Raw genomic sequence first — 24,715 nt, 5'->3', positions numbered from 1 at the left:
GTTAAGTGTTTTATTCACCACATTTTGAGCCAAACCGGTGTCACATGTTGGTTTATTGTGATGTTTCAGGGTCAGCCAAGTCCACAATAGATAACGTATCCTGCCCCCTTTATATAAGGAGTAGCTCATGTCCACACCGGGCATCGAAATCCCCGAGAATCTCAAACCAGCGGATGGCCGCTTCGGTGCTGGACCGTCGAAGGTCAGCACCCAACTGTCTCAAGCGGTCGCAACGGCAGGCGCGACCCTTCTGGGCACCTCGCACCGTCAGGCACCGGTCCGAAACCTGGTCGCATCCGTCCAAGAAGGTATCACCCAACTTTTTAGCGCACCAGAAAATTATCAAGTAGTTCTGGGCTTGGGCGGAGCTACGGCATTTTGGGATATTGCCGCTTTTGGGCTGGTCCGCAAGAAAGCGCAACATCTGAGCTTTGGTGAATTTGGTTCGAAGTTTGCCAAGGCAACCAATAATGCACCGTTCCTAGAAGACTCCGTCATTTTGCAAGCTGATCCGGGAACCCGTCCGACACCGCGCGCTGAACACAACGTCGACGTCTACGCTTGGCCACACAATGAGACGTCCACTGGTGTTGCAGCACCGGTGCATCGCGTGGAGGGTGCCAATGACGACGCCCTGGTGCTCATCGATGCAACCTCCGGGGCAGGGGGTCTGCCGGTCGATGTCACTCAGTCGGATGTGTATTATTTCTCCCCGCAGAAGAACTTTGCTTCAGACGGCGGCCTGTGGCTGGGCTTATTCTCCCCCGCTGCCCTGGAGCGGGCAGAAGAAATCGCTGCAAGCGACCGTTGGGTCCCAGACTTCCTGAATTTGAAAACCGCAATAGATAACTCGGCCAAGAATCAGACCTATAACACCCCTGCATTGGCCACGTTGATCATGCTTGATGAACAGCTCAAGTGGATGAATACCAACGGTGGTTTAGATTTTGTTACCGCCCGCACCAAGGATTCCTCCGACCGGTTGTATAACTGGGCCGAAGCCTCAAGCTACGCCACACCATTTGTTACCCGCCCCGAGGATCGTTCGCAGGTCATTGTGACCATCGATTTCGATGACAGCGTTGATGCTGCAACTGTGGCGTCCATCCTGCGCGCCAATGGCATCGTAGATACCGAACCGTACCGCAAACTCGGCCGGAACCAGCTACGCATCGCAACCTTTGCCGCGATTGACCCAGAAGATGTTTCTGCACTGACCGCGTGCATCGATTACGTCGTGGATCGAATCTAGATCGCACAAGACCACAGCGATGGCCGGTGTTGATACGAGCATTCTTGCCCTCCAACACCGGCCGTCGTGTTTCCACGCAGAGTTAGCGCCAGTCGACGTTCACTACATACGACGTCGTTGGTCACTTTGGTAGCAGGTCAAATATTCCGGCTTGTTGGACTGAAAGCAAAAGCACTGCCAAAGCAGTGCTTTTGCTCATGTTTTATCTACCTGACGACTTGGTCTTGGTAGCAGACCCAGCAGATTTTTTCTGGCGTTTCTTCCGATGGGCCTGCTGTCGCGCCCGGCGGCGTTTGGCGTCCCGGCGAGCCTGCTTCTTGCCGCTACCATCTTTGGTTGACGGCTTCTCGGCTGAGACGACGGGCTCTTCTTCTTCAATAACCTCGGGGCCATAACCTGCTGCTTCAAGAGCTTTCGCTGGGTCCTCACCGGCGGCGATGGCATCAAGACGGATGCGCTCTTCCTCTGAAGCGCGGTCTCGCCAGGGCACCCACTTCGGTGCCAGGAGTGCATCTTCACCGGGCAACATACCGGTTTCACTGACCGTGATCACTTTGGATCGCGGTGCACGAGCCAGTGTCACAAAGAAATACCAGCCACGATAGCCCGCCACATAGGCGGTAAAACGGTGTGTCACCACGCGTTCGTCGTCGGCTACGGTACCCAGATGCTCGCCGATCTCGGCGTCATCGGCAAACTCTTGCAATGCTGCTCGAGCAATGTCAACGGCCTCTGCCAGCACGGCATCGACCCGGGGTTTGCGGGTAATGACCCGTGGTGGGCCAAAGGTCGGTTGAACGGGGTTCGCGATAGAAACAGTATCTTCAGCAACATTAGGCATCGAATGCATCAGCCACCCTTCTCATGATGGTGGCCATTTGTTCGGCCTGTTTAGCTGCCGGGTACCGACCACTGCGCAGACCCGTGGACGCGTTGTCCAACATGCGGATCAGATCGTCTACGATACCGGCCATATCGTGGGCCTTCGGTCTGGTGGCTCGGACCACCGAGGGCAATTTGTCTAGCACTTCAACGGATAGCGCCTGTGGGCCGCGTCGCGAATCGACGATGCCAAATTCCACTCGGGTGCCCGGGCGCAGCTGGGTCACTCCCGAGGGCAAGGCGGATGCCGGCAGATGGATGTCATCGCCGTCGTCGGTGGTAATAAAACCAAAACCCTTGTTATGGTCGTAAAATTTCACTCTGCCGGTTGGCATGGATTTTCTATTCCTTCGTCACGTGCATCATTCACAAAGGGTTCCCGTCACACATCCCTTGCAGGTGCGGTTACAGGAACCCTCAAAGCCTATCGAAGGCCAGTATAGTGCGTGTTGCCCCGAATCTTCGCAATGATCCGCCACCTGTGCTGCAAGCGTAGAATACTGCACATGACCACCCAAAAATCTCAGAACCTAGATGTGCCACCTGCCTGGATTTCGGCGGTGCTGTGGGTCGGAGTAGCCATTGTGATTGCCTCCTTCCTGGCCTTGATCGGTGTGCTGGTGTACTACTTTGCCGGGGTTACCCCTGCCACATGGCTGTTTTGGCTGGCCCTGTTGGCCTTCCCAACGGGCTTTATTTTGATGCTCATTGCTCTGGTTGGCAACGTGTTTGTACGTAGAAAACGTCAGCACGCATAACCGTCTATTCAGTAAATACCCAGCAACCTCACAGGTTAGTTTTTTTAGAATAGGCGTATGACGTCGCAATCTTATGAAGCAAAACTCCTCGTCGTTGATGATGAACCGAACATCCGCGAGCTGCTGTCCACCTCTTTACGGTTCGCCGGATTCGAAGTCGTTGCCGCTGCAAACGGCCGTGAAGCACTCGAAGCCGCTGAAGCTCACAATCCCGATCTGGCGGTGCTCGACGTCATGCTGCCGGACATGGACGGCTTCACCGTCACCCGCAAACTACGCGCTTCAGGTCGACTTTTCCCCGTCGTCTTTCTTACCGCCCGCGATGAGACCGAAGACAAGGTCACCGGGCTCACCGTCGGTGGCGACGACTATGTGACCAAACCCTTTAGTCTCGATGAAGTCGTAGCCCGGATCCGGGCCGTGCTGCGCCGCACCGCACCTGCAGAAGACGACGATGCGATACTGGTTGTAGATGACCTGGAACTCGACGACGACGCTCACGAAGTTCGCCGCGGTGGGGAAATCATTGACCTGTCCCCAACCGAGTTCAAACTCCTGCGCTATTTGATGATGAACCCCAACCGGGTGCTGTCAAAAGCTCAAATTTTAGACCATGTTTGGGAATATGATTTCAATGGCGACGCGTCAATCGTGGAGTCCTATATTTCCTATCTGCGACGCAAAATCGATGTCGACGATCGCCCCAAGATGATTCAGACCAAACGCGGGGTCGGGTATCTGCTGCGGACCAAAGACAAACGCTAGATGGCCAGAGCCCAACCGTTGCGATGGATAGCCCGCCGCTGGCAGGCTACGTCGTTGCGCACTCAGCTGACGCTGATCACCGGAGTGCTCATGGCCCTGACTGTGGCCCTCACGGCGATCTTGACGGCATCGTTATACCGGCAGGAATTGATCAGACAGATCGATGAGGACATTTTTACCAACCGGCACAACGTGTCAATGTACTTGACCTCCATGGGATCCGCCGGCCCCTATGAGACGAGGAGTTTCGAACAAACCATTGTCCGGTTCTACGGCGAGTCCTGGAATAATGACGGCGAATTCGTCACCCGGATTTATGCCGAAGGTTCAGACGTCCCCGACATCGAACCGATGACCGCCCGCCAGGCGGCCGCCCACGGATCAACCCCCTTCAATGTTCCTGGACTGGCCATGCCGCAACACCAGTGGCGAGTCCAGATCTATCGGCTGGAATCCGACAGCGGAACCGTGGCCATCGCTTTACCGCTTGACCCCGTGGAACGTTCCGTGGAACGCGTGACCACACTGGTCATCACCATCGGGTTCTTAGCCACGCTCGTCGTGACCATGATCGCCTACGGCTTGGTGACCACTGCGTTTCGTCCCCTGAACCGAGTGGAACGCACCGCCGCTGGAATTGCCGCCGGAGATCTGTCCAAACGTGTCCCCACCGGGGCTCCAGACACCGAAGTGGGGCGCCTGTCACGGTCTTTAAACGCCATGCTGGCCCACATTGAAATCGCTTTCCGCGCCAATGAACAATCCGAAGAGCGTATGCGCCGCTTCGTGCAGGATGCCTCGCATGAACTGCGCACCCCGCTGGTGACGATTCGCGGCTTCTCGGAACTCTACCGCCACGGGGCGCTAGCCTCTCAAGAAGACGTTTCTACCGCGATGGGCCGGATCGAGTCCGAAGCAAAACGCATGACCCAACTGGTCGAAGATCTCCTGACGCTGGCCCGACTCGACGAACAGCGCACCATGGATACCAACCCAATCGATCTGTTACAGCTAGCCTCAGATCTGGTGCTCGACACGCGAGCCACCGCTTCGGATCGTCAGATCACACTGACCGGGCTGACTCCTGGCTCCTCACCCCAGTCGGCGCCAACTCTGGGCGATGCCAATCGGCTCCGCCAGGTCATATCCAATCTGATGACAAACGTACTGCGCTACACACCGGATGGAACCGACATCGAAATCGCGGTGGGCACCGCACCTTCGGCCAACGGCACCGAGTCCATCATTAAAATTTGTGACCACGGACCGGGCATCTCCGATGAGGATGCCGAGAAAATTTTCCAACGCTTTTACCGTGCTGATACCTCACGAGACCGCGACACCGGCGGCAGCGGACTCGGACTGGCCATCGTGGCCGGCATCGTGAGTCAGCACAACGGTTCTGTGCGTCATGAAGAGACCCCAGGCGGCGGTGCCACCATGGTCGTCCGACTCCCCTATCATCCACTGGATGCTGACGACGACGATGGTGCGTGGGACGCCGATGACGACTTCTCCACATCCAACGAGCCAGACCACTAATTATCCACAGCACGCTTGATAGCACGCATCACCGGAGCACGATCTTTCTAGGCTGGCGGTACCGCATCACAAACCGTGATGATCCGTCGATACAGGAGATCCAAAATGGCTCGTATTCAGATTGATGTCCAAGAACTCTTCGCCAAAGCCAGCAACGTCCAGGCCACTGCCGATCGCATCCAGTCGGAAGTCAACACCATGGACGCCGCCTTGCGGCAATTGCAAGAATCCTGGGTTGGCCAGGCTTCTTCAAATTTCCAAGCAGTTGTGACCGAATGGCGGTCCACTCAGCAACGTGTCGAAGAATCGTTGCGCTCCATCCGCGAAGCAATGCAACATGCCGGACAGCAATACGAAGCCACAGAACAAGCAAACGCTGCGATGTTCCGAGGCTAAAAGACTCAACCCCGCCTTCGTCTGGTGCTCTGACATAGCACCAGACGAAAGGTGGGTAGGCTAGGAGCATGGCCATATTGATCGATCCCGCACGGTGGCCGGCTCATGGTACCGTGTTCTCTCATCTCGTCTCGGACGAGTCTCTTGAGGAACTGCATGCTTTTGCTCGTGCAAACGGGATTCCGCCGCATGCCTTCGACGGCGACCACTACGATATCCCAGTGAGTCAATACGAAGAACTTGTTTCGGCTGGCGCGCAGCCAGTCTCCGGATCCGAGTTGGTCCGTCGTCTCGTGAAGTCCGGGTTACGTATTACTGCGGCAGAACGCGCTTCAAAACTCGAAAAGATCCTTCACCAGCGTTTCGATCGACTTTTCCCAAACACCTCCGAGCTGGATCGTGGCCCGATCTGCGATGCACTCATAGAACGGTGGAGTGAAGACCACCGTCACTATCACGATCTGACCCACCTGATGTCGGTGCTCAAAGGGATCGACTATCTAGAACGCCAGGGCGAACCGATGGGACCATTTCCACGGGCCGTCAAACTCGCAGGCTGGTTTCATGATGCTGTCTACCGTGCCGACCCGATTTTGCCGCCAGGACAAGATGAAGAAGACTCGGCTCGACTTGCAGAACGTGTCCTGCCCGAACTCGGGGTGCCAGGTCCCGAGATTTTGGAAACCGCTCGGCTGATTCGTCTCACGTTCACACATGATCCCCACGAAGACGATGACGGCGGCAAAGTGCTCTGCGACGCCGACCTTGAGGTACTATCCAGAAACTCAGGTGGCTATCAGCGCTATCGCGAGGGCATCCGTAAGGACTTCGTCAAAGTCAGCGACAAAGACTTTGCAATCGGTCGAGAAAAATTCTTGCGTCGCATGCTGGCACGAAACCCAATCTTTAATACCGGCACCGGACGTCGCCGTTGGGAACGGCCTGCTCGTCGAAATCTGATGTCTGAATTATATCCGCGCCGCGGCAAGTCACGGGACTAATCTTCGACCGCCGTGGTGCAACCGGTGAAGTGATCCATAGTCGAATTAATCCCCAGTGCATCGCTCACCTGATCAGCTACCGATACCGGCAGAAGTTTTAGCCAATTGGCAGCCACCGCACTTGACGGCAAAATCAGCTGGCGTTTGCCGGATTCCAGGGCACGAAAGATTTTGTGTACGACGGCTTCGGGACGCAGAATCGGCAGCAACACATTTGGCGAGCTCACGCCGTCGAACATTCCGGTGTCAACGTAAAACGGGTGAACCGATAAGGTATGAATTCCACGGCCGTAGTGTCGCATCTCGGCACGTAGCGATTCGGTAAACCCATGGGCTGCCCACTTTGAAGCGGCATAATCCGTCTGCCGGGCAACGCCGATTAATGATGCAGCTGAGGCGATAACGGTTACGGAACCGAAATTATTGGCAATCATATTGGGCAGGAACTGTCGTGTCACCCGATACAGTGCCAGGGTATTAATTTGAAAGGTGCGCTCGACGTCGTCATGACGTTGTTCAAGAAACTTCTTGCCGGTAACGATGCCGGCATTATTGATCAGAAAATCTATTCCTCCGATGCGTTGACGAACAGCTTGACCAGCGGCATCAACGGATTCGTCATCGGCGAGGTCAACGATATCGTAGGTGGCGTCGATTCCATCGGCTTGAATTGCTTCCACGACGTTGCTGGCGGCCTGTTCGTTAATATCCCACACTACAACGTGGGCCGCATTGCGTTGCGCTGCTCCAATTGCCAGTAACCGTCCAAGACCGGATCCGGCACCGGTTACCAGGACTGTTTGAGCACGCAGGGACAGATGTCGTTCTGCGCGTTTACGGTACCAAACACCGGCAGCACCAATTGCACCCGCTGTGACGCTAAGGTTTCGAATGCCCCGAAGAACTTTGCCCACGGCATTTTCCTTTCTGGCCTATCGATACATTCTACAAACCCGTCAACTGCGTGCCAGGCTTAATCACCAAGGTCCCGGTCAGTTGACCGGGACCTTGGTGAGATAGCGTCTATCTTCGGGTGTTGCTTCGAGCAAGCAGGCTTACATCATGCCGCCCATGCCACCCATACCGTCCATACCACCAGCAGCAGCAGCGGCGGCTGGGTCGACTGGTTCTGGTTTGTCAGCGATGACAGCTTCGGTGGTCAGGAACAGGCCTGCAATCGAAGCAGCGTTTTCCAGAGCGGAACGGGTCACTTTAACTGGGTCGTTGATGCCGGCTTCCAGCAGGTTGACGTATTCGCCGGTGGCAGCATTGAGGCCGTTTTCGTCCGGTAGATTCTTGACCTTGTCGACAACGACGCCTGCCTCCAGACCAGCGTTCTGTGCAATCTGCTTCAGTGGGGCTTCAACACCGATCTGGACGATGCGTGCACCGGTGGCTTCATCGCCTTCCACTTTCAGTTCAGCAAATGCTTTCTGAGCAGCTTCGATCAGTGCAACGCCACCGCCAGCAACGATGCCTTCTTCAACAGCGGCTTTTGCGTTACGAATGGCGTCTTCGATGCGAGCCTTGCGTTCTTTGAGCTCGACTTCAGTGGCGGCACCGGCGCGAATTACAGCAACACCGCCGGCCAGCTTGGCCAGACGTTCCTGCAGTTTTTCACGGTCATAGTCGGAATCGGTGGTGTCGATTTCGCCACGGATCTGGTTGACGCGACCAGCGATCTGATCGGAGTCGCCAGCACCTTCAACGATGGTGGTTTCATCCTTGGAAACGACAACCTTGCGGGCGGTGCCCAGCATCTCCAGGGTGGCGTTTTCCAGGGTCAGGCCAACTTCTTCAGAGATGACCTGGCCACCGGTCAAGATAGCGATGTCGTTGAGCATAGCCTTGCGACGGTCACCAAAGCCTGGAGCTTTGACAGCAACTGATTTGAAGGTGCCACGAATCTTGTTGACAACCAGGGTTGCCAGGGCTTCGCCTTCAACATCTTCGGCGATGATCAGCAGTGGTTTGCCCGACTGCATGACTTTTTCCAGGATGCCAACCATGTCACGAGCATTCGAGATCTTGGAGTTGACGATCAGGATGTATGGGTCTTCCAGGACAGCTTCCTGGCGTTCGCCGTCGGTTGCGAAGTAACCGGAGATGTAGCCCTTATCGAAGCGCATACCTTCGGTCAGTTCCAGATCCAGGCCAAAGGTGTTGGACTCTTCAACGGTCACAACGCCTTCTTTACCGACCTTGTCCAGTGCTTCAGCGATGATACGACCAATTTCGTTGTCACCAGCGGAGATGGAGGCGGTGTTGGCGATCTGGTCTTTGGTTTCGACTTCGCGAGCCTGGTCCTGCAGCGCTGCGGTGACAGCCGTAACAGCCTTGTCGATACCGCGGCGCAGTGCGATTGGGTCGGCACCGGCAGCAACGTTGCGCAGGCCTTCAGAAACCAGGGCCTGAGCCAAAACAGTTGCGGTGGTGGTACCGTCACCGGCTACATCATCGGTGCGCTTGGCAACCTCTTTGACGAGTTCGGCACCGATTTTTTCGTAGGGGTCCTCGAGCTCGATCTCTTTAGCGATCGAGACACCATCATTGGTGATAGTCGGCGCGCCCCACTGTTTTTCCAGTACGACATTGCGCCCGCGTGGGCCCAAGGTAACTTTGACCGCCTCAGCCAGGGTATTCAAACCCGTTTCGAGGCCGCGGCGAGCTTCTTCGTCAAATGCAATGGTCTTAGCCATGTATTGCACGGTCCTTTCGGGACGATTAGGTGTTCCGCACCTGCACCACAGTGCCCGCGACGGCAAACCCTGACACCTAACCGGGTGGCGGTGCACAGAGTTTCAGCTGATGGTGAGGTAATTCTCCGGACAGACTTTGGCAGTCACACCCGGAGAGTGCTAAATCTATTTTTAGCACTCGGAACCCCTGAGTGCAAGTAATACGTCAATTATTAGTTCGCTGTTAAGACAACTAACACGCCTTCAACCGTGGGTTCATACACGGCAACGGCACCAATCTCATCCGCTACGGCTACCGCGGTGGCTTCGTCAGACGAGAAATACACGGTTGTTTGTGACGGCACATTGCCCGTCCAGTTATCTGCCACCGGAACGTTAAAACCGGCCCCGCCCAATTCTTGAGCAATCGATGCCGCGTAACCTTGGATACTCGAAGCGTTATACACCGAGATCGGTAGTGAGTAATCAACCTCGTCTTCGGGCTCGTTCGTTTCTTCTTCGGTGGGTTCAGGCGTCGGTGATGCTTCGGATTCTTCCGGCTCCGGTTCTTCAACCGGTTCTGGCTCAACGAGCTCTTCAGGTTCCTCCGTCGGCTCCTCCGGTTCAACCGTTTCTTCGTCGACCGGCGCACTAACCGTTTCGGTGGGCTCCGGTGCTGCCATGTTCAACGGGTCGCTGGGCGCCAGCCACAGGTACGCGCCGACCCCGATAGCTAATGCTGCCCCGCCGGCCAGGATAATCGCGTTGAGCTGGCCAGCACCCCTGGGTGTGGAAAATTCTTTGCGGTGCGCGCCCTGTTGGGTGGTATATGACTCGACGTCGTCGAAGCGGTCACGCGGGTATTGCGATGTAGGTTTTAGGTCCTGACTCAAGATGCCATACCTTCTGCACGGTGCATTGTGGAACGGGATTGCAACAGGCGCTCGACCAACATTGGGTCATGGGCATATGCCTGTTCAGTAAGGATCAGCCGCGCCAGTTTCTGATAGTACCTGGTCGGCGTCATCCCAAATGTATCGGAAATATCCCGATCTTTGGCACCAGCGTAATGCCAGGAGCGTTTTTCAAACTCCAGCATCTGCTGGTCGATATCGCTCAACCCAGCCATGCTACCCCTCTCAGATCCATTCATCGCCACCAGTCTAAACTACCGCATGCCGTCAGATTCGTTAGGCTAACCGCATGACCTTTTCTGCCTGGCCTGAAATCCACGCATCGTGGTATTCCATCCTGGAACCGGTATCCAACACATTGCACACGCTCATGGAGCACATTGCCTCGCGCCGCGACGCCGGCGAACATATCGAGCCCGCTGCCGACAACGTCTTGCGGGTATTTAGTATGCCCGTTGACCAAATCAAAGTACTGATTGTCGGTCAGGATCCCTACCCCACCCCGGGCCATGCGGTCGGGCTGAGTTTCGCGCTTGATCCTCATGTTCGCCCACTGGCGCGGTCTCTGGTCAACATTTATAAAGAGCTCCAAGACGATCTTGGCATCGCTCCGGCCGACACAGGTGATCTATCGGGTTGGGAAGCACAAGGCGTGTTTCTACTCAACCGCGTCCTAACAGTCACGGCACATGCCGCTGGCTCGCATAGAAACCTTGGTTGGGAGACCATCACCGATGCGGTTATTGATGGACTAGCCTGCCGTGGCACTCCTCTCGTGGTGATCCTATGGGGCGGCCAGGCCAGAACTCTGGCCCCGCGTTTCACCGCCGACGACACACTGGTCCTCACCGCGGCCCACCCTTCGCCACTCTCCGCCCGCCGGGGATTCTTCGGTTCCAAACCGTTTTCCAAAACCAACCACTTCTTGGTCGCCCACGGCATCGAACCCATTGATTGGGCCGCCAATTCACACCGGCAGTCCGCACAATCCGAGCAATTCTAACCGGTTTGTCGACGTTAGCGGTGCCCCGAACGACGTCGTTCGTTGGATTTTAGACCGGAAGTCAACGGTCGCGCCAGGGAATCACCTAACACCAGCCCCGACGCCATGGCCATAATAATGACCGAGGCCTGTAATAACGCCATCACCCCGCCGGACATCATTTCCACGTTGGTCCCGATTTCATACACCGCCCGGAAAATCATGAGCCCGGGGAGTAAGAAAATGCTGGCCGGAACCGCGACCACCAGCTGGGGCGCCCCCAGACTCAGGGCCACAATGCGAGCGCAGAATCCCACGACGACGGCGGCAACCGCCGGTGCGATGCTAGGGCCTAACCCAAGTTCTACGGCGCCGACATATACCAGGTAGCCCACTGCCGAAACGAGTCCGGTGGGCAAAATGAGTCGCATCCGAGTTTGTTCTGCCATGGACATTGCCATCGCGGCAATGGCCACGATCACGGTGATGAGCCAATACGGATATTGGCGCGAGGGCATGGCGGTGATATCGATTTCGGGGGCGCCCAGCATACTGAAGGCCACGATGCCTACCGTAATGCCGGCTACCAGCCCCACGTACACTAATGCCGAGGACACCATACGTCCGGCTGAGGTCACCGGGAAGCCGTTAATACCGTCTTGGACTGCCGACACGATGCGTAACGACGGCACCAGGGTTATCAGCGCAGCGGCGATCATTAGTGCTGGATCACGAAACACTTCGGACCAATACAGCCCAAAGGCGATGAGTGTGGCCACGAGCCCACCGGCCATGGTTGCAAAAACATCTGAGGCACGCAATCGCCCCATCAGATACACCGTTGCCATGATCAGCGCGGTGACGCCCAAGGTCAATAGTGCCGAGAACCACGAGCCCCCGATGAAAATAACGAAGGAGGAGGCCCACACACCATTGGCAAGAAACGACACCCAGGTGGGGAAGGTTTTCTTACGCTGTCGAATGGCGGCAAGTCGAGCATGTGCATCATCGCGCTCAACCGCTCCGGCAGCAATTTCGGTCACCAGCTGGTGTAGATCTGCCAGGCCTGCATAGTCGGACCCCCAGGTGCGGACCACCCGCTGGTAGGTCGCAGGTGGCTCACCAACCGGTGCAAAGTTCAGCGAAATGGACTGGTTGGTGATATCAACTTCAGCGTCGAATACCCCATAGGCCTGAGTCACCACAATGATCGAAGTTTCAACTTCCAACGCACCGGCGCCAAAACGAAACATCGTCTCCCCCAGCTTGAGGGCAAGTAGCATCGTGTTATGGGCTTCCTTAGCCTCTGCAACAGCCTTATAGCGGTCCCCGGTGAGTTGATAGGGCGAATCCTGCAGCCGGTCAACTAAGCGGAGAGCCTGAGTGGGCAGCGCTTCAGTATAGGGCGCATATTCTTCAGTAAAACTTGCCCGATCCGCATCGGGGTCAGCACTTTTGGCTTTGGTACGATCCGTAAGCCCCTGGAACGCTTGGCGCCACGTTGTCAGCGCCGGGAACTTTCGGGTATGCGGGGCAGTTTTCTCCTGAACGTAGGCTGCTTCTTGCTCCGGTTTGGGTGGCTCCCGTAACGGCGCAACCGTCTCGGTATCATCGCTGGCCGCAAGCACCGAGGTCGGAACCGGCTCTGTCGGCGCCGTCTCAGGTTCAGTAACCTGCGGAGCCATCTGGCGTGCTTCCACATCTGGGTTTGGCAGGGTCACCGCCGGACGGATCACCGGCATGCTACTCACCTCGGCGGGTGGCTCCTGCGGGTTGTTGGGTTCATCCACCGACTCTTGACCAGTCTGAGGTTCCAGTTGCTCTTCAGCCCTAGATACATCATGCTGCTCGTTGGCCACAGCCGCCCTCCCTCCAAGGAAAAGTCCCGGGGTCAGTTCCTCCCGGGGCTCTTGGATCGTGGCCCGTTTGATCAACGGAACCAAGGATCCCAACACGCATTGACAGTATTAGAATCCCATACTTTTGGTAGTGCTCCAAACCGTGAAACGGCTAGGAGATTCCTGGGATGTGACTAGTCAATATTGTCCAAGGCGTGATCAATTTCCGAGTCCTGGAACCCAGCATATTCCAGATACTGACGCAGCTCGACTTCAGAGTAGTCAGCGAAATTTTCGGTATATGATTCCAAGGCTTGCAGCGCCTGGGCATTGTAATCAATATCGATGTTGTCCAGTGCATACTGAACCTCATCATGAATAAAGCCCGACCTGCTGAGCGACTCTTGAATCTCTTGGGCCGAGTAACCGCTATATTCACTGTCACTCATACCCTGAGCGGCCCCCAGCGCTTGTTCATTCCAGTCGATGTCCACGGTATTTAGCGCATATTCGATGGCTTCGTTTTGATAGCCTTCATAGCGCAATAGATCAATGAAATCCGTGGGCCCATAATACGAGTATCCGGCGTCGATGCGTTCTTGAACCGTCGCAACTGCCTGTTCTTCGGTGCCACCGTCTGGTAACACGAATTGGCCGTCGTCAGAGCGTTCAACCCGCAAATCGTCTGGGTTGAGGGATTCTTCTGGAGCCAGGGGTGCTACAGGTTCATCCACCCCGGGGTGCTGCGCGACGTCGTCATTGGAAGCCTGACCGAAAGTCACAGTTAACGCAATGGCAACCCCACCCAGAACCAACACCACCAGAACCGTAATAAACCACCACTGTTGATAAACGGGTCTACGAGGTGAACGCCCGCTTGGCATGTGGCTGGCCTGGTGCCAAGCCGCCGGGTTATTCGGATCGTAGTATAGGCCAGCCTGCCCCTGCCAGTATTGGGACTGGTTTATGTGCTGACCAGCTGGGCTTGTCCAGTGTTCAAAGTTGTCTTCCGAGGTATGATGGGGTGCCATAGTCATTCCTTACATTCGTTGATCACCGTATCACTGCCAGGATCAGTCGCAGCGTATTCTGACGGACAAAAGCGACCGTGACGACGTCGCTGGTGCCCAGGACTTGTTGGCAAGCAGTGCGCGTTCAGGCAGCACAAGAGAATTTTTTCCGATAAGAAAATTCGAGTTGAATGACAACCAACCGTGAGATTTCCGCGATGCTAAAAGCCTAAGATATCGTCCCTTACTCTGTCGTTTTGGCCTAAACCTGCGCTACCGTAGTGTCAGAAGGCTCCACCGAGTTTATGCGGTCCTGCCTATGGATCGCTCGGCGGCTCCGGCTATTTCTCACGATTGGGATCACCTATGGCAGTGGTATGGGACGGCAGAACGGACGAGGAAAAACTTCAGGAACTTCTACGACTTGGCGAGCAGACGCAGCTAGAGTTTAAAGTTGAGCTCGACCTGCGCGATCGTAAACACGAACTGAGTTTCGTCAAAGATGCCGTCGCCATGGCCAATCGCCCGCCGGGTGGATACATGTTGATCGGCATCACTGACGAAGGTACCCTGCCAGATACGCCGTGGCGAATCAAAAACCCGCAGATGTACGACGGTGCGACACTGCGCGACAAAATCGGTAAATATATTGAGGCCGATATTGAAGTCGTCTCACAGATTCATCGGGTCAACGGCAGCGACGTCGTCGTTATAGCTATCTTTTCTACCCGCTCCGGATTACCGGTGCCTATGATGCGAGTTGGCCAGTACAATTCGCCCAATGGCAAGGGCAGAATGAAAACGAAAACCCTCTTTCGGCCCGGTGAAATTTTTATTCGTGACGGCGCCGGCAACGCGCCGGTGCGTTATCGCGATTGGCCATCGGTACTTGCCAAACACGACCATCAGATCAAAGAAGAAGCCACCAGCGACGTCAACTCCTTGATGTCGAAACTCGTCGAAGCTATCGGACCCGGGGGCAAGATCAATGTGCCACTGGAACCGTTTTTGGCAGACGATACGGTCTCCGGTGCGATTCGGGCTAATATTCGCCAGGGCAATCGGGCAGAGCTGAAAATTTTTCTGCAAAATACCAGAGAAGAGATCGTGTCGGCCGAAGATCAGGTCAAGCCGTTGGTACGACTCGTTGGGGTCGGGTGTGAAGCAATGCTTGCCGATGACTATGATTTAGCCATCAAGACCATCGACACCCTGTACGATGCGTTCACTTCCATTGCCAAATTCCCCAGTGCTGTAGCGGCCACGATTGTGGCCGCTTATTTATTTGGAGCAGCTGCGGTGCGGTTAGGCTGTTGGCAGCTGATACCCGAGTTGGTTCTGCGACCATTTCAGCGCACGCCTGCGCATCCGCGCTATAGCTCTTGGATTCGGTACGGGCAGATCGAAGCTTCCGCTCACGATCAGTACCCCTTTACCTCACGTATCGCCGATGCCACTGACCAGGACGCCGATGACAATGGTGCCATGATCTCAGAAGGGTTGTCCTGGGCCTGGACCTATCCCTTGGTGCGTCCCGATGTGCTGCACGACTTCGGATTGCATAATAATAAGACACGCAAGACCGATGTGTTATTGAATTCATTGTGCCAGTTTGATTTCCTCTACGCCTGGCTTGTCAATGCGTCAGCACGTGAATACGGCGGTGGTGGCGCGTATGCGGCGTCGGCGGCGTTTAAACACTGGCGGATCTTGCCGATCATTGAACGGACCGTTACCAACGGTGAGATGCGAGCCAGGCTCTTTCCCAAAGCTTGCGAAAAAGAAATCGCCCAAGCCTTGCGAAGTACTTATAGTCACGCAGAAAAAGTCTCCAACCGAGAAAAATACTTCACGGGCTGGCAACCTCTGCCGCCATGGATCTCCGAGTTTATAGATCAGATTGTCGAAGGGAACAACCGTGCCAGTCTTCCGTCTGCTCGCTCCCGCCATAATGTCCTAGATTTCACGCCACAGCGATATAACGGCTAATCAACCACTTCAACGAAGCCGTGGGACTCCATTACCAAATGGAGTCCCACAGTATGTCTAGGACTTATTAGATGGCAGCGTCCATGCCCTTACCGCGCAGAATCTCACGCTGATTCGGATTGACCGATTCCCTAAACGGCATCTCAACAACCTGTGCTGCCACGGGGCTGCCAGGTACGTCTGCGTATTGTTCGGGAAGGTGAACCCACAGTTCGGTGCCGAGCGCTGATTGTTCGACCGGGACATATGCCATCGCAATATTCTGCCCGATTTCGGGTGAGTACCACGGTGAGGTCACGTAGCCGACCGGAGCGCTATCTGCCCTTGAGGAAATCAACCAGAAATCTGGCGCATAATCATCAATCGGTGCGCCACCCATGATCAGGCCGACCAACTGATGCGTAAATGGGTAACGACCGGCTTCGAGTTGAGCCCGAGCTGCTTCAAGGGCAGACTTGCCGATATAGTCGGCCTGCTTCTCGCGCGGTACTTGATATGACAAGTTCACCTGGAACGGAATGACCTCTTGATCCATATCCTGCCCCCACGACAGAATACCGGCTGCAATACGTCGGTGGTGCGCAGGAGCCACCACCGATAGCTGGTGTTTTTCACCGGCCTCGAGGACGGCGTTCCAGAGCACTTCAGCGTGCTGAGAAGCATCGTAGAGGTAGATCTCATAGCCTTTCTCCCCTGAGAAACCGGTTTGTGAGATGATCACCTCATGGCCGGAAACATCACCTGTCATCAATCCGTAGGGCGGTAACTTTGCGACTTGATCACCGAACAGATCGACCATCAGATCCACCGATTTGGGCCCTTGGATTTGCACAGGGGATACGTCAATTTCTTGGATGTCCACGTCGAATCGTCGACCAACGTTGACGCCTTGCAACCACAGCTCAAGGTCGGAATCGGAAATGGAGAACCAGAATTCGTCTTCTGCCACACGCAACAGCACCGGATCATTGAGAATCCCGCCGCGTTCATTGCACAGAATCACATACCGTGCTCGCATCACAGGAATCTTGGTGGCGTCTCGGGTGATAACAAAATTGACGAAAGCTTCAGCATCGGAGCCCTTGACCTGGATCTGACGCTCAACGGCAACATTCCAGAGGGTTACGTGGTTAACCAGCGCATCATATTCCACCATCATTCCGCCATCATCGGGACGGACATAGCCGCGAGGGTGATACATGCGGTTATAGATTGATGCACGCCAACAACCTGCCTCCATAGACAGGTGCCAGTAGGGGGATTTTCTCACCCGGGTGTCAATCAACATTTCAACCGGGGTGGGACCCGACTGTCGTAGATTAATTGGAACCTTGCGGTCAGATTGATTGATGGAAGGGAAATTTGCAGTCATAGTAGTCCTCCCCTGGGAAAGGAGGGCGTGATGGTAAACCATCACCCCTGTTGCATAATGTGCTACATCATTCGCACTATGCAGCACTATACAACATTCTACTGTGACAATCGTCACTCGTAAAGAAGGCTGTGTGGGCTTTTAAGGTCTATTTTCTTACAGCGATCCTCACGCGGTTGGCACTACTCGTGAGAATCCTAAACGCACCTCAAAATCTTTTGCTGCCGTTTCGAGATGGTTCAAAAACTCGTCAAACTGCTCCTCGGGCATGCGAAATGCCGGAGCCGTGACAGACACGACGGCTACCAGTTGACCGGTGGCGTCCCATACCGGGACGGCCAGCGCGTTAATACCTTCTTCCCATTCGCCAACAGCACTGGACCAACCTCGTTTTCGAATGCTGCGCAGCTCTTCGGCTAGTTGAGTCACATCCTGCTGGGTTGCTTCGGTATAACGCTCAAGTGGCTGGGACACCAGCTGTTGCCACACCTCATCAGGGGCATAGGCGAGCAGAAGCTTACCGGTCGAAGTCGCATGCAAAGGAACACGTTGCCCGACATACTGTCCTGCTACACCAACCATCTGTTGACCGGTGCTCTGCGTGATCGTTACCGCATGGTCCTGATCTAAAATAGCGATATTGGTGGTCTCTTGTGTCGTGTCGGCAAGTGCATCACAAATTGCTTGACCGTCACGTGCCAGATCAAATCGAGTGGAGACAGGATAGGCCATCCGTAAGATACCCAGGCCCAACCGATATGCACCGCGCTCTGATACTTGTTCGACGACGTCACGATATTCGAGCGTTGCTAATAGTCGTGAGGCTGTTGATCGGTGTACCCCCAGCCTTCGAGCAATTTCTGAAGTACTCAATTCAGGTACCTCTGTGAGGAACTGCAATATTTGTATGGCGCGGTCCACTGACTGTATGGGAGCTACAGTTTCTGGAGTGTGTTCTGCCATCGCCTTAGTGTTCCTCCCTCAGAGTTCTGCCAGTGTATTCGTCCAGACTACCCAACTTCAGTATGTGACACACGGCACCTGATTAAGACTTCGCAGTAACTGCAACTAGAACTGTACGACGAATCCGGCGGCGAAGTTGGAAAAACTTCGCCGCCGGATACGTTTGCGTTACAGAAAATCAGATTGCCTAGGTCATCTGTCCAGAGTCAGTAGTATCTTTCGATTCGGCACCATAGTTCCGTGAGGAACCAATGACGTCGCCAGATTTCCATTCGGCCCAACCTGGCCTGTCGGCCATGAACGCCTCGATCTGGTTCTTATCGGCTTCTAGCTTGGGATCATGCTGGAGGTAAAACTTCGTTTCTCGAGCAATCAGGCCAGAAAGCACGAGCAGGCCGATGAGGTTCGGTAATGCCATCAGGCCGTTAAAGATATCGGAGAATAACCATACGACTTCGAGTTCTGCAGTAGCGCCGACGAAGACGATCAGCGAGAACAGGATGCGAAACGGCATTACCAAGCCGCGTCCAAAGAGACGTTCGATATTTCGTTCCCCATAATACGACCATGCCAGGATCGTGGAGAATGCAAAAAGTACCAGACCAAGTGTGACCACCCAGTGACCCCACTCGCCGGGTAGGCCGTGACTAAATGCCTCACCCGTCATCAGTGAGGCGGAAATCTGTTCGCCCGTCTCGGGATCCTGTTGTGACCACGTTCCAGTGGTCACGATCACGAGGCCGGTAATCGTGACGACGATGATGGTATCGATGAACGTTTGAGTCATGGATACCAAGCCTTGGCGTACCGGGTGAGTGGTTTGTGCGGCTGCCGCAGCAATAGCAGCTGAACCAAGCCCCGATTCGTTGGAGAACATACCGCGAGCTACACCGTATTGGATAACGATGATGATCGCCGCTCCGGCGAAGCCGCCAACAGCTTGTTCTGAGCCAGCGAATGCCGAGGTGAAGATGTCAGCGAAGGCACCGGGCAATGCTGTGATATTCACAAGCAAAATGTACAGCCCTCCGAGCACATAGAACACAACCATAAACGGAACAAGACCTGAGGTGACGCGTCCGATGGATTTAATACCACCGACCAATACGATCAGGGTCAGCACGGTAAGGACTAAACCAGTAACCCAGATCGGTACACTCCAGCTGGATTCAACATTTGAGGCGATCGCATTGGCTTGGGTCATGTTGCCGATACCGAAGCACGCGATCACCGCGAAGATCGCGAATGAGAGACCTAAGATTTTTCCTAGTGGACCCTTGATTCCGCGTTCCAGGTAGTACTGCGGTCCACCAGACTTTTCCCCCGCGGTATCCGTACCGCGGAACCGCACACCGAGGAAGGCTTCTGAGTATTTGGAAGCCATACCTACCAGACCAGTCATCCACATCCAGAACAGGGCTCCGGGACCACCGATAGCTAGCGCTGTCGCAACCCCAACAATATTCCCAGTCCCGATCGTGGCGGCCAGGGCTGTCGTGAGCGCTTGGAACTGCGAAATATCGCCTTCAGAGCCCGGGTCTTTCCGTTTGATAATGCCCAGGTTCAACGCTGGGATGAGTTTTGTAAATTGTATTCCGCCCAACCGGATTGTTAGGTAAAGTCCTGCTCCCAACAACAGCGGGATTAAGAAAAATGGCCCCCAAACAAAGCCACTAATTTCATCAAGAATTGTTGTTAAATCTGTCATGGTGCTAGATCCTCTTCAGACTGTCCCTGAGGACGGTAAGTGTGAGCAAAGGAGATGAGCATCACTGCGTACGATCCAGGTTACCCGACAAGTCCTATTCGCCGGTAGACCTTGGCTACCTATCCACTGCAGATCTCAACATCTCGGTGACATTCCTGGTCCGGCATTGTAATTTGAAGTCACCAAACGCCGAATTCACAGATGTAACGCCGTTCGACAAGGTGATACTCTTCGACTCTTCGGCGCGCGACGGCAAAAACTCATCTCAGCAGTTGAGGAAGCCAAGTGAAGCTTCGGCCGAGGGTTTGCAGACGAAACCCCGGAACTTCAAAGTGAAGTTCCGGGGTGATGGAGCCCCCTATCGGATTCGAACCGATGACCCCCTGTTTACAAGACAGGTGCTCTGGCCAGCTGAGCTAAGGAGGCGTAGCTAGAATAACCGTGATCATTGCGACCTTGGCTAGTCTAGCTCAAAGATTAGGGAAAGAAAAACTTAGTCCTCGAGTTGAGCTTCAGCCCATTCTTGGAACGGTTCGCCGTTGGCAGTATTTTCATACTGCACACCGTTGACCCATATCGATGGGGTGCCGGCAATTCCTGCTTCAATAGCTTTGGCGGTTGTGAAGTTCACGAATGGACGGAAGGTGTTGTCCGAAACGCAGCCATTGATATCGACGCCAACCTCAGACGCAAGGCTGATGAGCTCATCATTGGACAGTCCTGCACCCTGGTGCGTGTTGTAGCTCATGAAGACCTCGTGGATGTAGTCCATTGCGTGCTCTGGAGATTCTTCAGCCACACAGGCCATCGCATTTGCAGCACGTGAAGAGAAGTTTTCGGTACCAGGGTTATCCAAGTAGTTCACGGTCCGGTATTCAAGTGAATGCCCATCCTCGACCAGCTTATCGAGCGCCTCGGCATTCTCCATGTCGAATTGAGCACAGTAGACGCAGTTAGCATCAGCGTAAATAATGATATCTGCTTGATCAGCACCGGGTACTTCGCTCGGCATCTGGCCGGCAGTATCAGGATCAGGCTCTTCAACGGTAGTGGCATCGACTTCCGCGGGGCTATCGCCTTCCACAGGTACACCATCTTCAAACAAAAGCCCGCCAGAGGCGGTCGCCGCGGATGGAGCAGGACCGGCGTCTGGGATCGAACGAGATGAGTTCATCAGAGTCACCACGACGATGATCGCAACGATCGCAGCAATCACACCGACGATGGTCCACGTAATGGTACGAGACCGACGTTTTTCAGCTGCCAACTGGTTAGCGTGGGCCTGGCGTACCGTGTCGCGAGAACTCCTGGCGGACTTGTTTTTGGCCATTATCCTTACCTAGCGTAGAGAATAGTTAAATTTTGAACGGCTCAGAGTATACGTTTCATAACTGAGAGTTGCCTGAACTGGTTACTCTTGGTTTCCTAGCTCGGGATGGTCTCCTTGAACCGTCGGCTCTCCAGTTTCGGAATCAAATAAGATGCGCAACGGAAGGCGTTGCCCATCCACCGTGGTCACTTCGGCTTCCAAGAGGTTGCCATGCCACTCCTGTGGTTCGACTTCCTGGACCTGGGGGTATTTTGCGATCGTGTTGGACTCCAACACGGCATTCTGATGCTCTTGACCCACCATGCCGTAAATAATACCTGCGGTGCCGAGAAACAGCGCAACAAGTCCAGCTATGGTTTCTATGCGGACATCACGTGGCGCATCTGGGCGCTCACCGCGTGAGTCGGTCCCTTCAAAGCGTCGAGACTCCCCTGCTGCCCATGCTTGCAAACGGCGCCGACGCCAGGTGGCGTGCGCCAAGATCGCAGCACCGGCGATGGCAAAGACGAATCCCAAGCCAACGGCCAGTTGCGGGGTCTGGAGGTCCAAGGGCTCAAACATACTTCCATTGTCTATGATTCTCAACAGCAGTTGCACTATTTGCAGGAGTTTTGACTTAGCGCGTAGTTTTTTCTGCTGGTTGGCGTAGTCAAAGCGTACCGTGGAGCTCCAGAGTGTGATGAACTTGGAACTATGAAATTAGCTACCTTTCGAATGCCCGATCAACGTCTTGATGAACCCGGTGCCACCTTCGCAGCTGCCATTACCGAAACCGACACAGACGACTCAGGCGTGGAATACGCCACGCAGGCGGTCATGCTGGAAGGCATAGTCGATGTCGGCACGTATCTCACGCTGCCGTTAAATGACCGACAAGAACGCGTTCACCGCGCGATCGAAGATGCACAGCACGATCCGAGTAAAGTGCTTGATGTTTCCGAATTCACCTACGACACCCTCATCTCGTATCCTTCGAAGGTGTTTTGTATCGGCTTGAATTACCGCAATCACATCCTCGAAACAGGTCTGAAGCTACCTGAGTATCCAACCGTTTTTGCTAAGTATGGTCAGACTCTCACTGGCCCCTATAGCGACATCGAGCTACCAGCATTAGATCACCGACTGGATTACGAAGGTGAGCTAGCTGTCATCATCAGCGCGCCCGGTAAAAACATCCCTGCCAGCAACGCTAGGAACTACATCGCAGGCTATGCGGTCAGTAACGATTTCTCGTTGCGTGGCATGCAGGGGCGCACAGATGAATGGACTCAGGGCAAGATCTTTGAGGCGACCACACCGGTTGGCCCATGGTTGGTCACGCCAGATGAGTTTAAGGAAAATGCGCGCCTCACTACCCTGGTCAACGGTGAGATCCGTCAAGATGATTCGGTTGATGACCTTGTCTTTAAAGTCGATGAACTGGTCGAATATCTTTCACAAATCATTACCTTGCTACCGGGCGACATCATCCTGACTGGCACACCCGGTGGAGTGGCCTTGGCCATGCGCGACGAAAACGGGCGTCGTCCCTGGCTCAAAGCCGGCGACGTTGTTGAAACACGTATTGAAGGACTTGGTGCCCAACGCAATGTCATCGTCTAGTCGCATCGGTATTCTTGGTGCGGGCCGCGCTGGAACCGCATTCGCTCGTGCAGCCGCACGGGCAGGTATTGACGTACAAATCGCGTCAACACGTACCCCTTCACAGATGCGTTATCACCTGTTGCAATACGCACCCCAAGCTCGCGGGGTGCTAGCTGAAGATATTGCCACGGGGGTCGATCTCGTGATCCTCGCTGTCCCCCAGGAGGATTTGGACGACGTCGAGCCAGCCTGGCTCGCCCAGCGTATTGTGGTAGATGCAACAAACCGGTGGGAAGATGAGCCGCTACCCATATGGCTCGAGGAGGGATTAGCTTCCGGGTTGAGTTCCTCAGAAGCGATCGCACAACGATTTCCTGACGCTCAGGTGGTCAAGGCACTGAACCATATCTCGCACTGGGCGATGGATGCACCGGTAACTGAAGAAGCACGCGCTGCCATAGTAGCTGCGGATGATGGTTCAGCGGCAAAGTCTGTCGCCGCGTTGATCAGGAGTCTGGGTTTTGAACCAGTGATAGCCGAATCGCTAGCAGCAGGTCGCCATGCTGAGCCCGGCACGCCCTATTTTAATGTTCCTGCTACCGCAGAGCAGTTGGCTCAACAGTGGCTATAGCATCTCACAATAGCGACAGCGGATTCGAGATTTTTCGGATCCGCTGTTACTATTGAATGCGTTTAGTACGCCGCTGAGGTTTCACAGAGGTCGACGAATCTCAGCCAGAGTAACCCCTCTTACATCAGGGGATAGAGGCTTGACTTTCGGGATAGACTAAACGCTTTCACTACCTCAGTGCGTAATCACAGTCACCAAATCAGAAATAACGCACCAAATTTTTCTTAGGATTTTCTGCTGCGGCGCATCCGGTAACGTCTCTGGAGATCCTCAAAATACTGGGGAGTACCGGGCTCTGGGGTACCGTGGTCTACTTCTGAGGGTGCGTCCTCATTAACGCTTGGCCAGTTATCTGGATGAATATCATCACGCAATTCACTGTCTGATTGCAGCACAGGTTCACGAATCATAGTCACATGTTCCATGCCTGCTTCATAGAATGGTTCTCCGACAGTTTCCAGACCGAAGGTTCTGTACCAGTCTTGCAGATGGCTCTGAGCATGCATAGTGAGACGTTGATCTGGATAGTACGCCATTACGGCTCTGATGAGTGCGCTAGCTAGGCCGTGACCCCGGAAGGCTTTATCAGTAGCGACACGGCCTATAGACAGCGTTAGGGGGTCCTCGCGCAGCACACGCAAGGTGGAAACCGGGACACCCTCGATCTGAATCCACCAAATTTGCGTAGTGGGTTCAAGATCCCTACCGTCTAGTTCTTCGACGCTGATAACGCCCTGTTCCATGACGTAGACGCGGTTACGTAACCGTGCGATGTTGTAGGCGGTTTCGTGCCGCATTTGAGTCCAGTGTGCATTTTGGATTTCGACCATGCACATATTCTAAGGCACGGAATGATCCGAGGATATCCGCATCATGATGTGATCGAAAACAATGAGGAAATCAGACCAGAGCCACCTATTGCACTTGGTGCCGGGTGTTGGTTAAAGGCCAGTCCCCCTGAAACGGGGTGTCAGGGGGACTGGTGAATGGTTGTCCGGCGGTGTCCTACTCTCCCACACCCTCCCGGGTGCAGTACCATCGGCGCTGTGGGTCTTAGCTTCCGGGTTCGGAATGGGACCGGGCGTTTCCCCCACGCTATAACCACCGTAACCCTAGACCC

The 24,715-nt window shown here is 54.8% G+C and carries 24 protein-coding genes, 1 tRNA gene and 1 rRNA gene; 10 read left to right on the top strand and 16 right to left on the bottom strand.

The features are described from left to right. Positions 1-127: 127 nt before the first annotated feature. Entirely contained in the window at positions 128-1,252 is a 1,125-nt protein-coding gene (serC, locus tag K8V32_RS13275) for a phosphoserine transaminase (protein ID WP_303908429.1), read from the top strand. 202 nt (positions 1,253-1,454) lie between these two features. On the opposite strand, the gene K8V32_RS13270 is transcribed toward serC, so the two are convergent. Together K8V32_RS13270 and K8V32_RS13265 are read right to left on the bottom strand one after the other, a co-directional pair. Further along, positions 1,455-2,093 carry a DUF3027 domain-containing protein gene (locus tag K8V32_RS13270; protein WP_303908426.1) on the bottom strand — a complete coding sequence of 213 codons (639 nt, stop codon included), beginning with the start codon at positions 2,091-2,093 and terminating at the stop codon, positions 1,455-1,457. Next, positions 2,086-2,469, bottom strand: coding sequence for a cold-shock protein (locus tag K8V32_RS13265; RefSeq protein WP_303908422.1), 384 nt, complete (start codon positions 2,467-2,469; stop codon positions 2,086-2,088). The genes K8V32_RS13270 and K8V32_RS13265 overlap by 8 nt, the downstream gene beginning before the upstream one ends. Positions 2,470-2,640: 171 nt before the next feature. Between K8V32_RS13265 and K8V32_RS13260 the strand changes: the two genes are divergently transcribed. From K8V32_RS13260 to K8V32_RS13240, 5 genes are all read left to right on the top strand, one after another. Beyond that, positions 2,641-2,892: a cytochrome c-type biogenesis protein gene (locus K8V32_RS13260; protein WP_303908419.1), complete on the top strand. Its 252-nt coding sequence runs from the start codon at positions 2,641-2,643 to the stop codon at positions 2,890-2,892. A gap of 57 nt (positions 2,893-2,949) precedes the next feature. Then, a complete protein-coding gene (locus tag K8V32_RS13255) occupies positions 2,950-3,657 on the top strand; it encodes a response regulator transcription factor (protein WP_303908416.1) in 708 nt (235 codons plus the stop codon). Beyond that, positions 3,658-5,199 (top strand): sensor histidine kinase, encoded by a 1,542-nt coding sequence (locus K8V32_RS13250; protein WP_303908413.1) that lies wholly within the window; start codon positions 3,658-3,660, stop codon positions 5,197-5,199. Positions 5,200-5,304: 105 nt separating this feature from the next. Further along, positions 5,305-5,595 carry a WXG100 family type VII secretion target gene (locus K8V32_RS13245; protein WP_303908410.1) on the top strand — a complete coding sequence of 97 codons (291 nt, stop codon included), beginning with the start codon at positions 5,305-5,307 and terminating at the stop codon, positions 5,593-5,595. 68 nt (positions 5,596-5,663) lie between these two features. Further along, a complete protein-coding gene (locus K8V32_RS13240; RefSeq protein ID WP_303908407.1) occupies positions 5,664-6,596 on the top strand; it encodes a DUF4031 domain-containing protein in 933 nt (310 codons plus the stop codon). Here K8V32_RS13240 and K8V32_RS13235 read toward each other — a convergent pair. The 4 genes from K8V32_RS13235 to K8V32_RS13220 all read right to left on the bottom strand — a co-directional run bounded on the left by K8V32_RS13235 (position 6,593) and on the right by K8V32_RS13220 (position 10,403). Continuing rightward, positions 6,593-7,510 carry an SDR family oxidoreductase gene (locus K8V32_RS13235; RefSeq protein ID WP_303908404.1) on the bottom strand — a complete coding sequence of 306 codons (918 nt, stop codon included), beginning with the start codon at positions 7,508-7,510 and terminating at the stop codon, positions 6,593-6,595. The two genes, K8V32_RS13240 and K8V32_RS13235, sit on opposite strands and share 4 nt — an antisense overlap. Positions 7,511-7,651: 141 nt before the next feature. Continuing rightward, positions 7,652-9,295 (bottom strand): chaperonin GroEL, encoded by a 1,644-nt coding sequence (gene groL, locus K8V32_RS13230; protein WP_303908401.1) that lies wholly within the window; start codon positions 9,293-9,295, stop codon positions 7,652-7,654. Between the two features lie 212 nt (positions 9,296-9,507). Next, complete coding sequence (locus K8V32_RS13225) at positions 9,508-10,167, bottom strand: LytR C-terminal domain-containing protein (RefSeq protein ID WP_303908398.1); 660 nt, start codon at positions 10,165-10,167, stop codon at positions 9,508-9,510. Next, complete coding sequence (locus tag K8V32_RS13220; protein WP_303908396.1) at positions 10,164-10,403, bottom strand: DUF3263 domain-containing protein; 240 nt, start codon at positions 10,401-10,403, stop codon at positions 10,164-10,166. Before K8V32_RS13220 ends, K8V32_RS13225 begins: the two co-directional genes overlap by 4 nt. A 74-nt stretch (positions 10,404-10,477) precedes the next feature. On the opposite strand from K8V32_RS13220, the gene K8V32_RS13215 reads away from it, so the two are divergent. After that, on the top strand, positions 10,478-11,191 hold the full coding sequence (locus K8V32_RS13215) for a uracil-DNA glycosylase (RefSeq protein WP_303908393.1): 714 nt from the start codon (positions 10,478-10,480) through the stop codon (positions 11,189-11,191). Between the two features lie 14 nt (positions 11,192-11,205). Here K8V32_RS13215 and K8V32_RS13210 read toward each other — a convergent pair whose 3' ends face one another. Both K8V32_RS13210 and K8V32_RS13205 read right to left on the bottom strand, forming a co-directional pair. Further along, positions 11,206-13,029: a threonine/serine exporter family protein gene (locus tag K8V32_RS13210; protein ID WP_303908390.1), complete on the bottom strand. Its 1,824-nt coding sequence runs from the start codon at positions 13,027-13,029 to the stop codon at positions 11,206-11,208. 173 nt (positions 13,030-13,202) lie between these two features. Then, entirely contained in the window at positions 13,203-14,039 is an 837-nt protein-coding gene (locus K8V32_RS13205; RefSeq protein WP_303908386.1) for a hypothetical protein, read from the bottom strand. A 345-nt stretch (positions 14,040-14,384) separates the two neighbouring features. Here K8V32_RS13205 and K8V32_RS13200 point away from each other — a divergent pair, with 345 nt between their 5' ends. Beyond that, the gene (locus K8V32_RS13200; protein WP_303908383.1) at positions 14,385-16,007 is read left to right on the top strand and encodes an AlbA family DNA-binding domain-containing protein; all 1,623 of its coding nucleotides are present in this window, start codon (positions 14,385-14,387) and stop codon (positions 16,005-16,007) included. A 67-nt stretch (positions 16,008-16,074) separates the two neighbouring features. Here K8V32_RS13200 and K8V32_RS13195 read toward each other — a convergent pair whose 3' ends face one another. The 6 genes from K8V32_RS13195 to K8V32_RS13170 all read right to left on the bottom strand — a co-directional run bounded on the left by K8V32_RS13195 (position 16,075) and on the right by K8V32_RS13170 (position 21,941). Next, on the bottom strand, positions 16,075-17,379 hold the full coding sequence (locus K8V32_RS13195; RefSeq protein ID WP_303908380.1) for a glycine cleavage T C-terminal barrel domain-containing protein: 1,305 nt from the start codon (positions 17,377-17,379) through the stop codon (positions 16,075-16,077). 168 nt (positions 17,380-17,547) lie between these two features. Then, a complete protein-coding gene (locus K8V32_RS13190; RefSeq protein ID WP_303908377.1) occupies positions 17,548-18,342 on the bottom strand; it encodes an IclR family transcriptional regulator in 795 nt (264 codons plus the stop codon). Between the two features lie 187 nt (positions 18,343-18,529). Further along, positions 18,530-20,050 (bottom strand): alanine/glycine:cation symporter family protein, encoded by a 1,521-nt coding sequence (locus K8V32_RS13185; protein WP_303908374.1) that lies wholly within the window; start codon positions 20,048-20,050, stop codon positions 18,530-18,532. A gap of 349 nt (positions 20,051-20,399) precedes the next feature. Then, positions 20,400-20,476, bottom strand: a tRNA-Thr gene (locus K8V32_RS13180). A 67-nt stretch (positions 20,477-20,543) separates the two neighbouring features. Continuing rightward, complete coding sequence (locus K8V32_RS13175) at positions 20,544-21,380, bottom strand: DsbA family protein (RefSeq protein ID WP_303908372.1); 837 nt, start codon at positions 21,378-21,380, stop codon at positions 20,544-20,546. Positions 21,381-21,461: 81 nt separating this feature from the next. Continuing rightward, positions 21,462-21,941 carry a hypothetical protein gene (locus tag K8V32_RS13170; RefSeq protein ID WP_303908370.1) on the bottom strand — a complete coding sequence of 160 codons (480 nt, stop codon included), beginning with the start codon at positions 21,939-21,941 and terminating at the stop codon, positions 21,462-21,464. A gap of 132 nt (positions 21,942-22,073) precedes the next feature. On the opposite strand from K8V32_RS13170, the gene K8V32_RS13165 reads away from it, so the two are divergent. Continuing rightward, positions 22,074-22,982 (top strand): fumarylacetoacetate hydrolase family protein, encoded by a 909-nt coding sequence (locus K8V32_RS13165; RefSeq protein WP_303908368.1) that lies wholly within the window; start codon positions 22,074-22,076, stop codon positions 22,980-22,982. Next, the gene (locus K8V32_RS13160) at positions 22,969-23,595 is read left to right on the top strand and encodes an NADPH-dependent F420 reductase (protein WP_303908365.1); all 627 of its coding nucleotides are present in this window, start codon (positions 22,969-22,971) and stop codon (positions 23,593-23,595) included. Before K8V32_RS13165 ends, K8V32_RS13160 begins: the two co-directional genes overlap by 14 nt. 224 nt (positions 23,596-23,819) lie before the next feature. Here K8V32_RS13160 and K8V32_RS13155 read toward each other — a convergent pair whose 3' ends face one another. Together K8V32_RS13155 and rrf are read right to left on the bottom strand one after the other, a co-directional pair. Beyond that, a complete protein-coding gene (locus K8V32_RS13155) occupies positions 23,820-24,425 on the bottom strand; it encodes a GNAT family N-acetyltransferase (RefSeq protein WP_303908362.1) in 606 nt (201 codons plus the stop codon). A 162-nt stretch (positions 24,426-24,587) separates the two neighbouring features. Then, positions 24,588-24,704 (bottom strand): 5S ribosomal RNA (gene rrf / locus K8V32_RS13150). Between the last annotated feature and the right edge of the window lie 11 nt (positions 24,705-24,715).

This window comes from Enteractinococcus helveticum, assembly GCF_020742345.1.
GTDB lineage: Bacteria > Actinomycetota > Actinomycetes > Actinomycetales > Micrococcaceae > Yaniella > Yaniella helvetica_A.
This window is presented reverse-complemented; position numbering and strand designations above follow the sequence as displayed.

What these genes read in the sequence shown, in the direction of transcription:
- K8V32_RS13220 (WP_303908396.1), bottom strand. Translation starts at nt 10,403, where the DNA reads ATGGCTGGGTTGAGCGATATCGACCAGCAGATGCTGGAGTTTGAAAAA.
- K8V32_RS13170 (WP_303908370.1), bottom strand. Translation starts at nt 21,941, where the DNA reads ATGTTTGAGCCCTTGGACCTCCAGACCCCGCAACTGGCCGTTGGCTTG.
- K8V32_RS13260 (WP_303908419.1), top strand. Translation starts at nt 2,641, where the DNA reads ATGACCACCCAAAAATCTCAGAACCTAGATGTGCCACCTGCCTGGATT.
- K8V32_RS13250 (WP_303908413.1), top strand. Translation starts at nt 3,658, where the DNA reads ATGGCCAGAGCCCAACCGTTGCGATGGATAGCCCGCCGCTGGCAGGCT.
- K8V32_RS13205 (WP_303908386.1), bottom strand. Translation starts at nt 14,039, where the DNA reads ATGGCACCCCATCATACCTCGGAAGACAACTTTGAACACTGGACAAGC.
- K8V32_RS13255 (WP_303908416.1), top strand. Translation starts at nt 2,950, where the DNA reads ATGACGTCGCAATCTTATGAAGCAAAACTCCTCGTCGTTGATGATGAA.
- K8V32_RS13190 (WP_303908377.1), bottom strand. Translation starts at nt 18,342, where the DNA reads ATGGCAGAACACACTCCAGAAACTGTAGCTCCCATACAGTCAGTGGAC.
- K8V32_RS13265 (WP_303908422.1), bottom strand. Translation starts at nt 2,469, where the DNA reads ATGCCAACCGGCAGAGTGAAATTTTACGACCATAACAAGGGTTTTGGT.
- K8V32_RS13270 (WP_303908426.1), bottom strand. Translation starts at nt 2,093, where the DNA reads ATGCCTAATGTTGCTGAAGATACTGTTTCTATCGCGAACCCCGTTCAA.
- K8V32_RS13160 (WP_303908365.1), top strand. Translation starts at nt 22,969, where the DNA reads ATGTCATCGTCTAGTCGCATCGGTATTCTTGGTGCGGGCCGCGCTGGA.
- K8V32_RS13155 (WP_303908362.1), bottom strand. Translation starts at nt 24,425, where the DNA reads ATGGTCGAAATCCAAAATGCACACTGGACTCAAATGCGGCACGAAACC.
- serC (WP_303908429.1), top strand. Translation starts at nt 128, where the DNA reads ATGTCCACACCGGGCATCGAAATCCCCGAGAATCTCAAACCAGCGGAT.
- K8V32_RS13165 (WP_303908368.1), top strand. Translation starts at nt 22,074, where the DNA reads ATGAAATTAGCTACCTTTCGAATGCCCGATCAACGTCTTGATGAACCC.
- K8V32_RS13215 (WP_303908393.1), top strand. Translation starts at nt 10,478, where the DNA reads ATGACCTTTTCTGCCTGGCCTGAAATCCACGCATCGTGGTATTCCATC.
- K8V32_RS13175 (WP_303908372.1), bottom strand. Translation starts at nt 21,380, where the DNA reads ATGGCCAAAAACAAGTCCGCCAGGAGTTCTCGCGACACGGTACGCCAG.
- K8V32_RS13240 (WP_303908407.1), top strand. Translation starts at nt 5,664, where the DNA reads ATGGCCATATTGATCGATCCCGCACGGTGGCCGGCTCATGGTACCGTG.
- groL (WP_303908401.1), bottom strand. Translation starts at nt 9,295, where the DNA reads ATGGCTAAGACCATTGCATTTGACGAAGAAGCTCGCCGCGGCCTCGAA.
- K8V32_RS13195 (WP_303908380.1), bottom strand. Translation starts at nt 17,379, where the DNA reads ATGACTGCAAATTTCCCTTCCATCAATCAATCTGACCGCAAGGTTCCA.
- K8V32_RS13185 (WP_303908374.1), bottom strand. Translation starts at nt 20,050, where the DNA reads ATGACAGATTTAACAACAATTCTTGATGAAATTAGTGGCTTTGTTTGG.
- K8V32_RS13245 (WP_303908410.1), top strand. Translation starts at nt 5,305, where the DNA reads ATGGCTCGTATTCAGATTGATGTCCAAGAACTCTTCGCCAAAGCCAGC.
- K8V32_RS13200 (WP_303908383.1), top strand. Translation starts at nt 14,385, where the DNA reads ATGGCAGTGGTATGGGACGGCAGAACGGACGAGGAAAAACTTCAGGAA.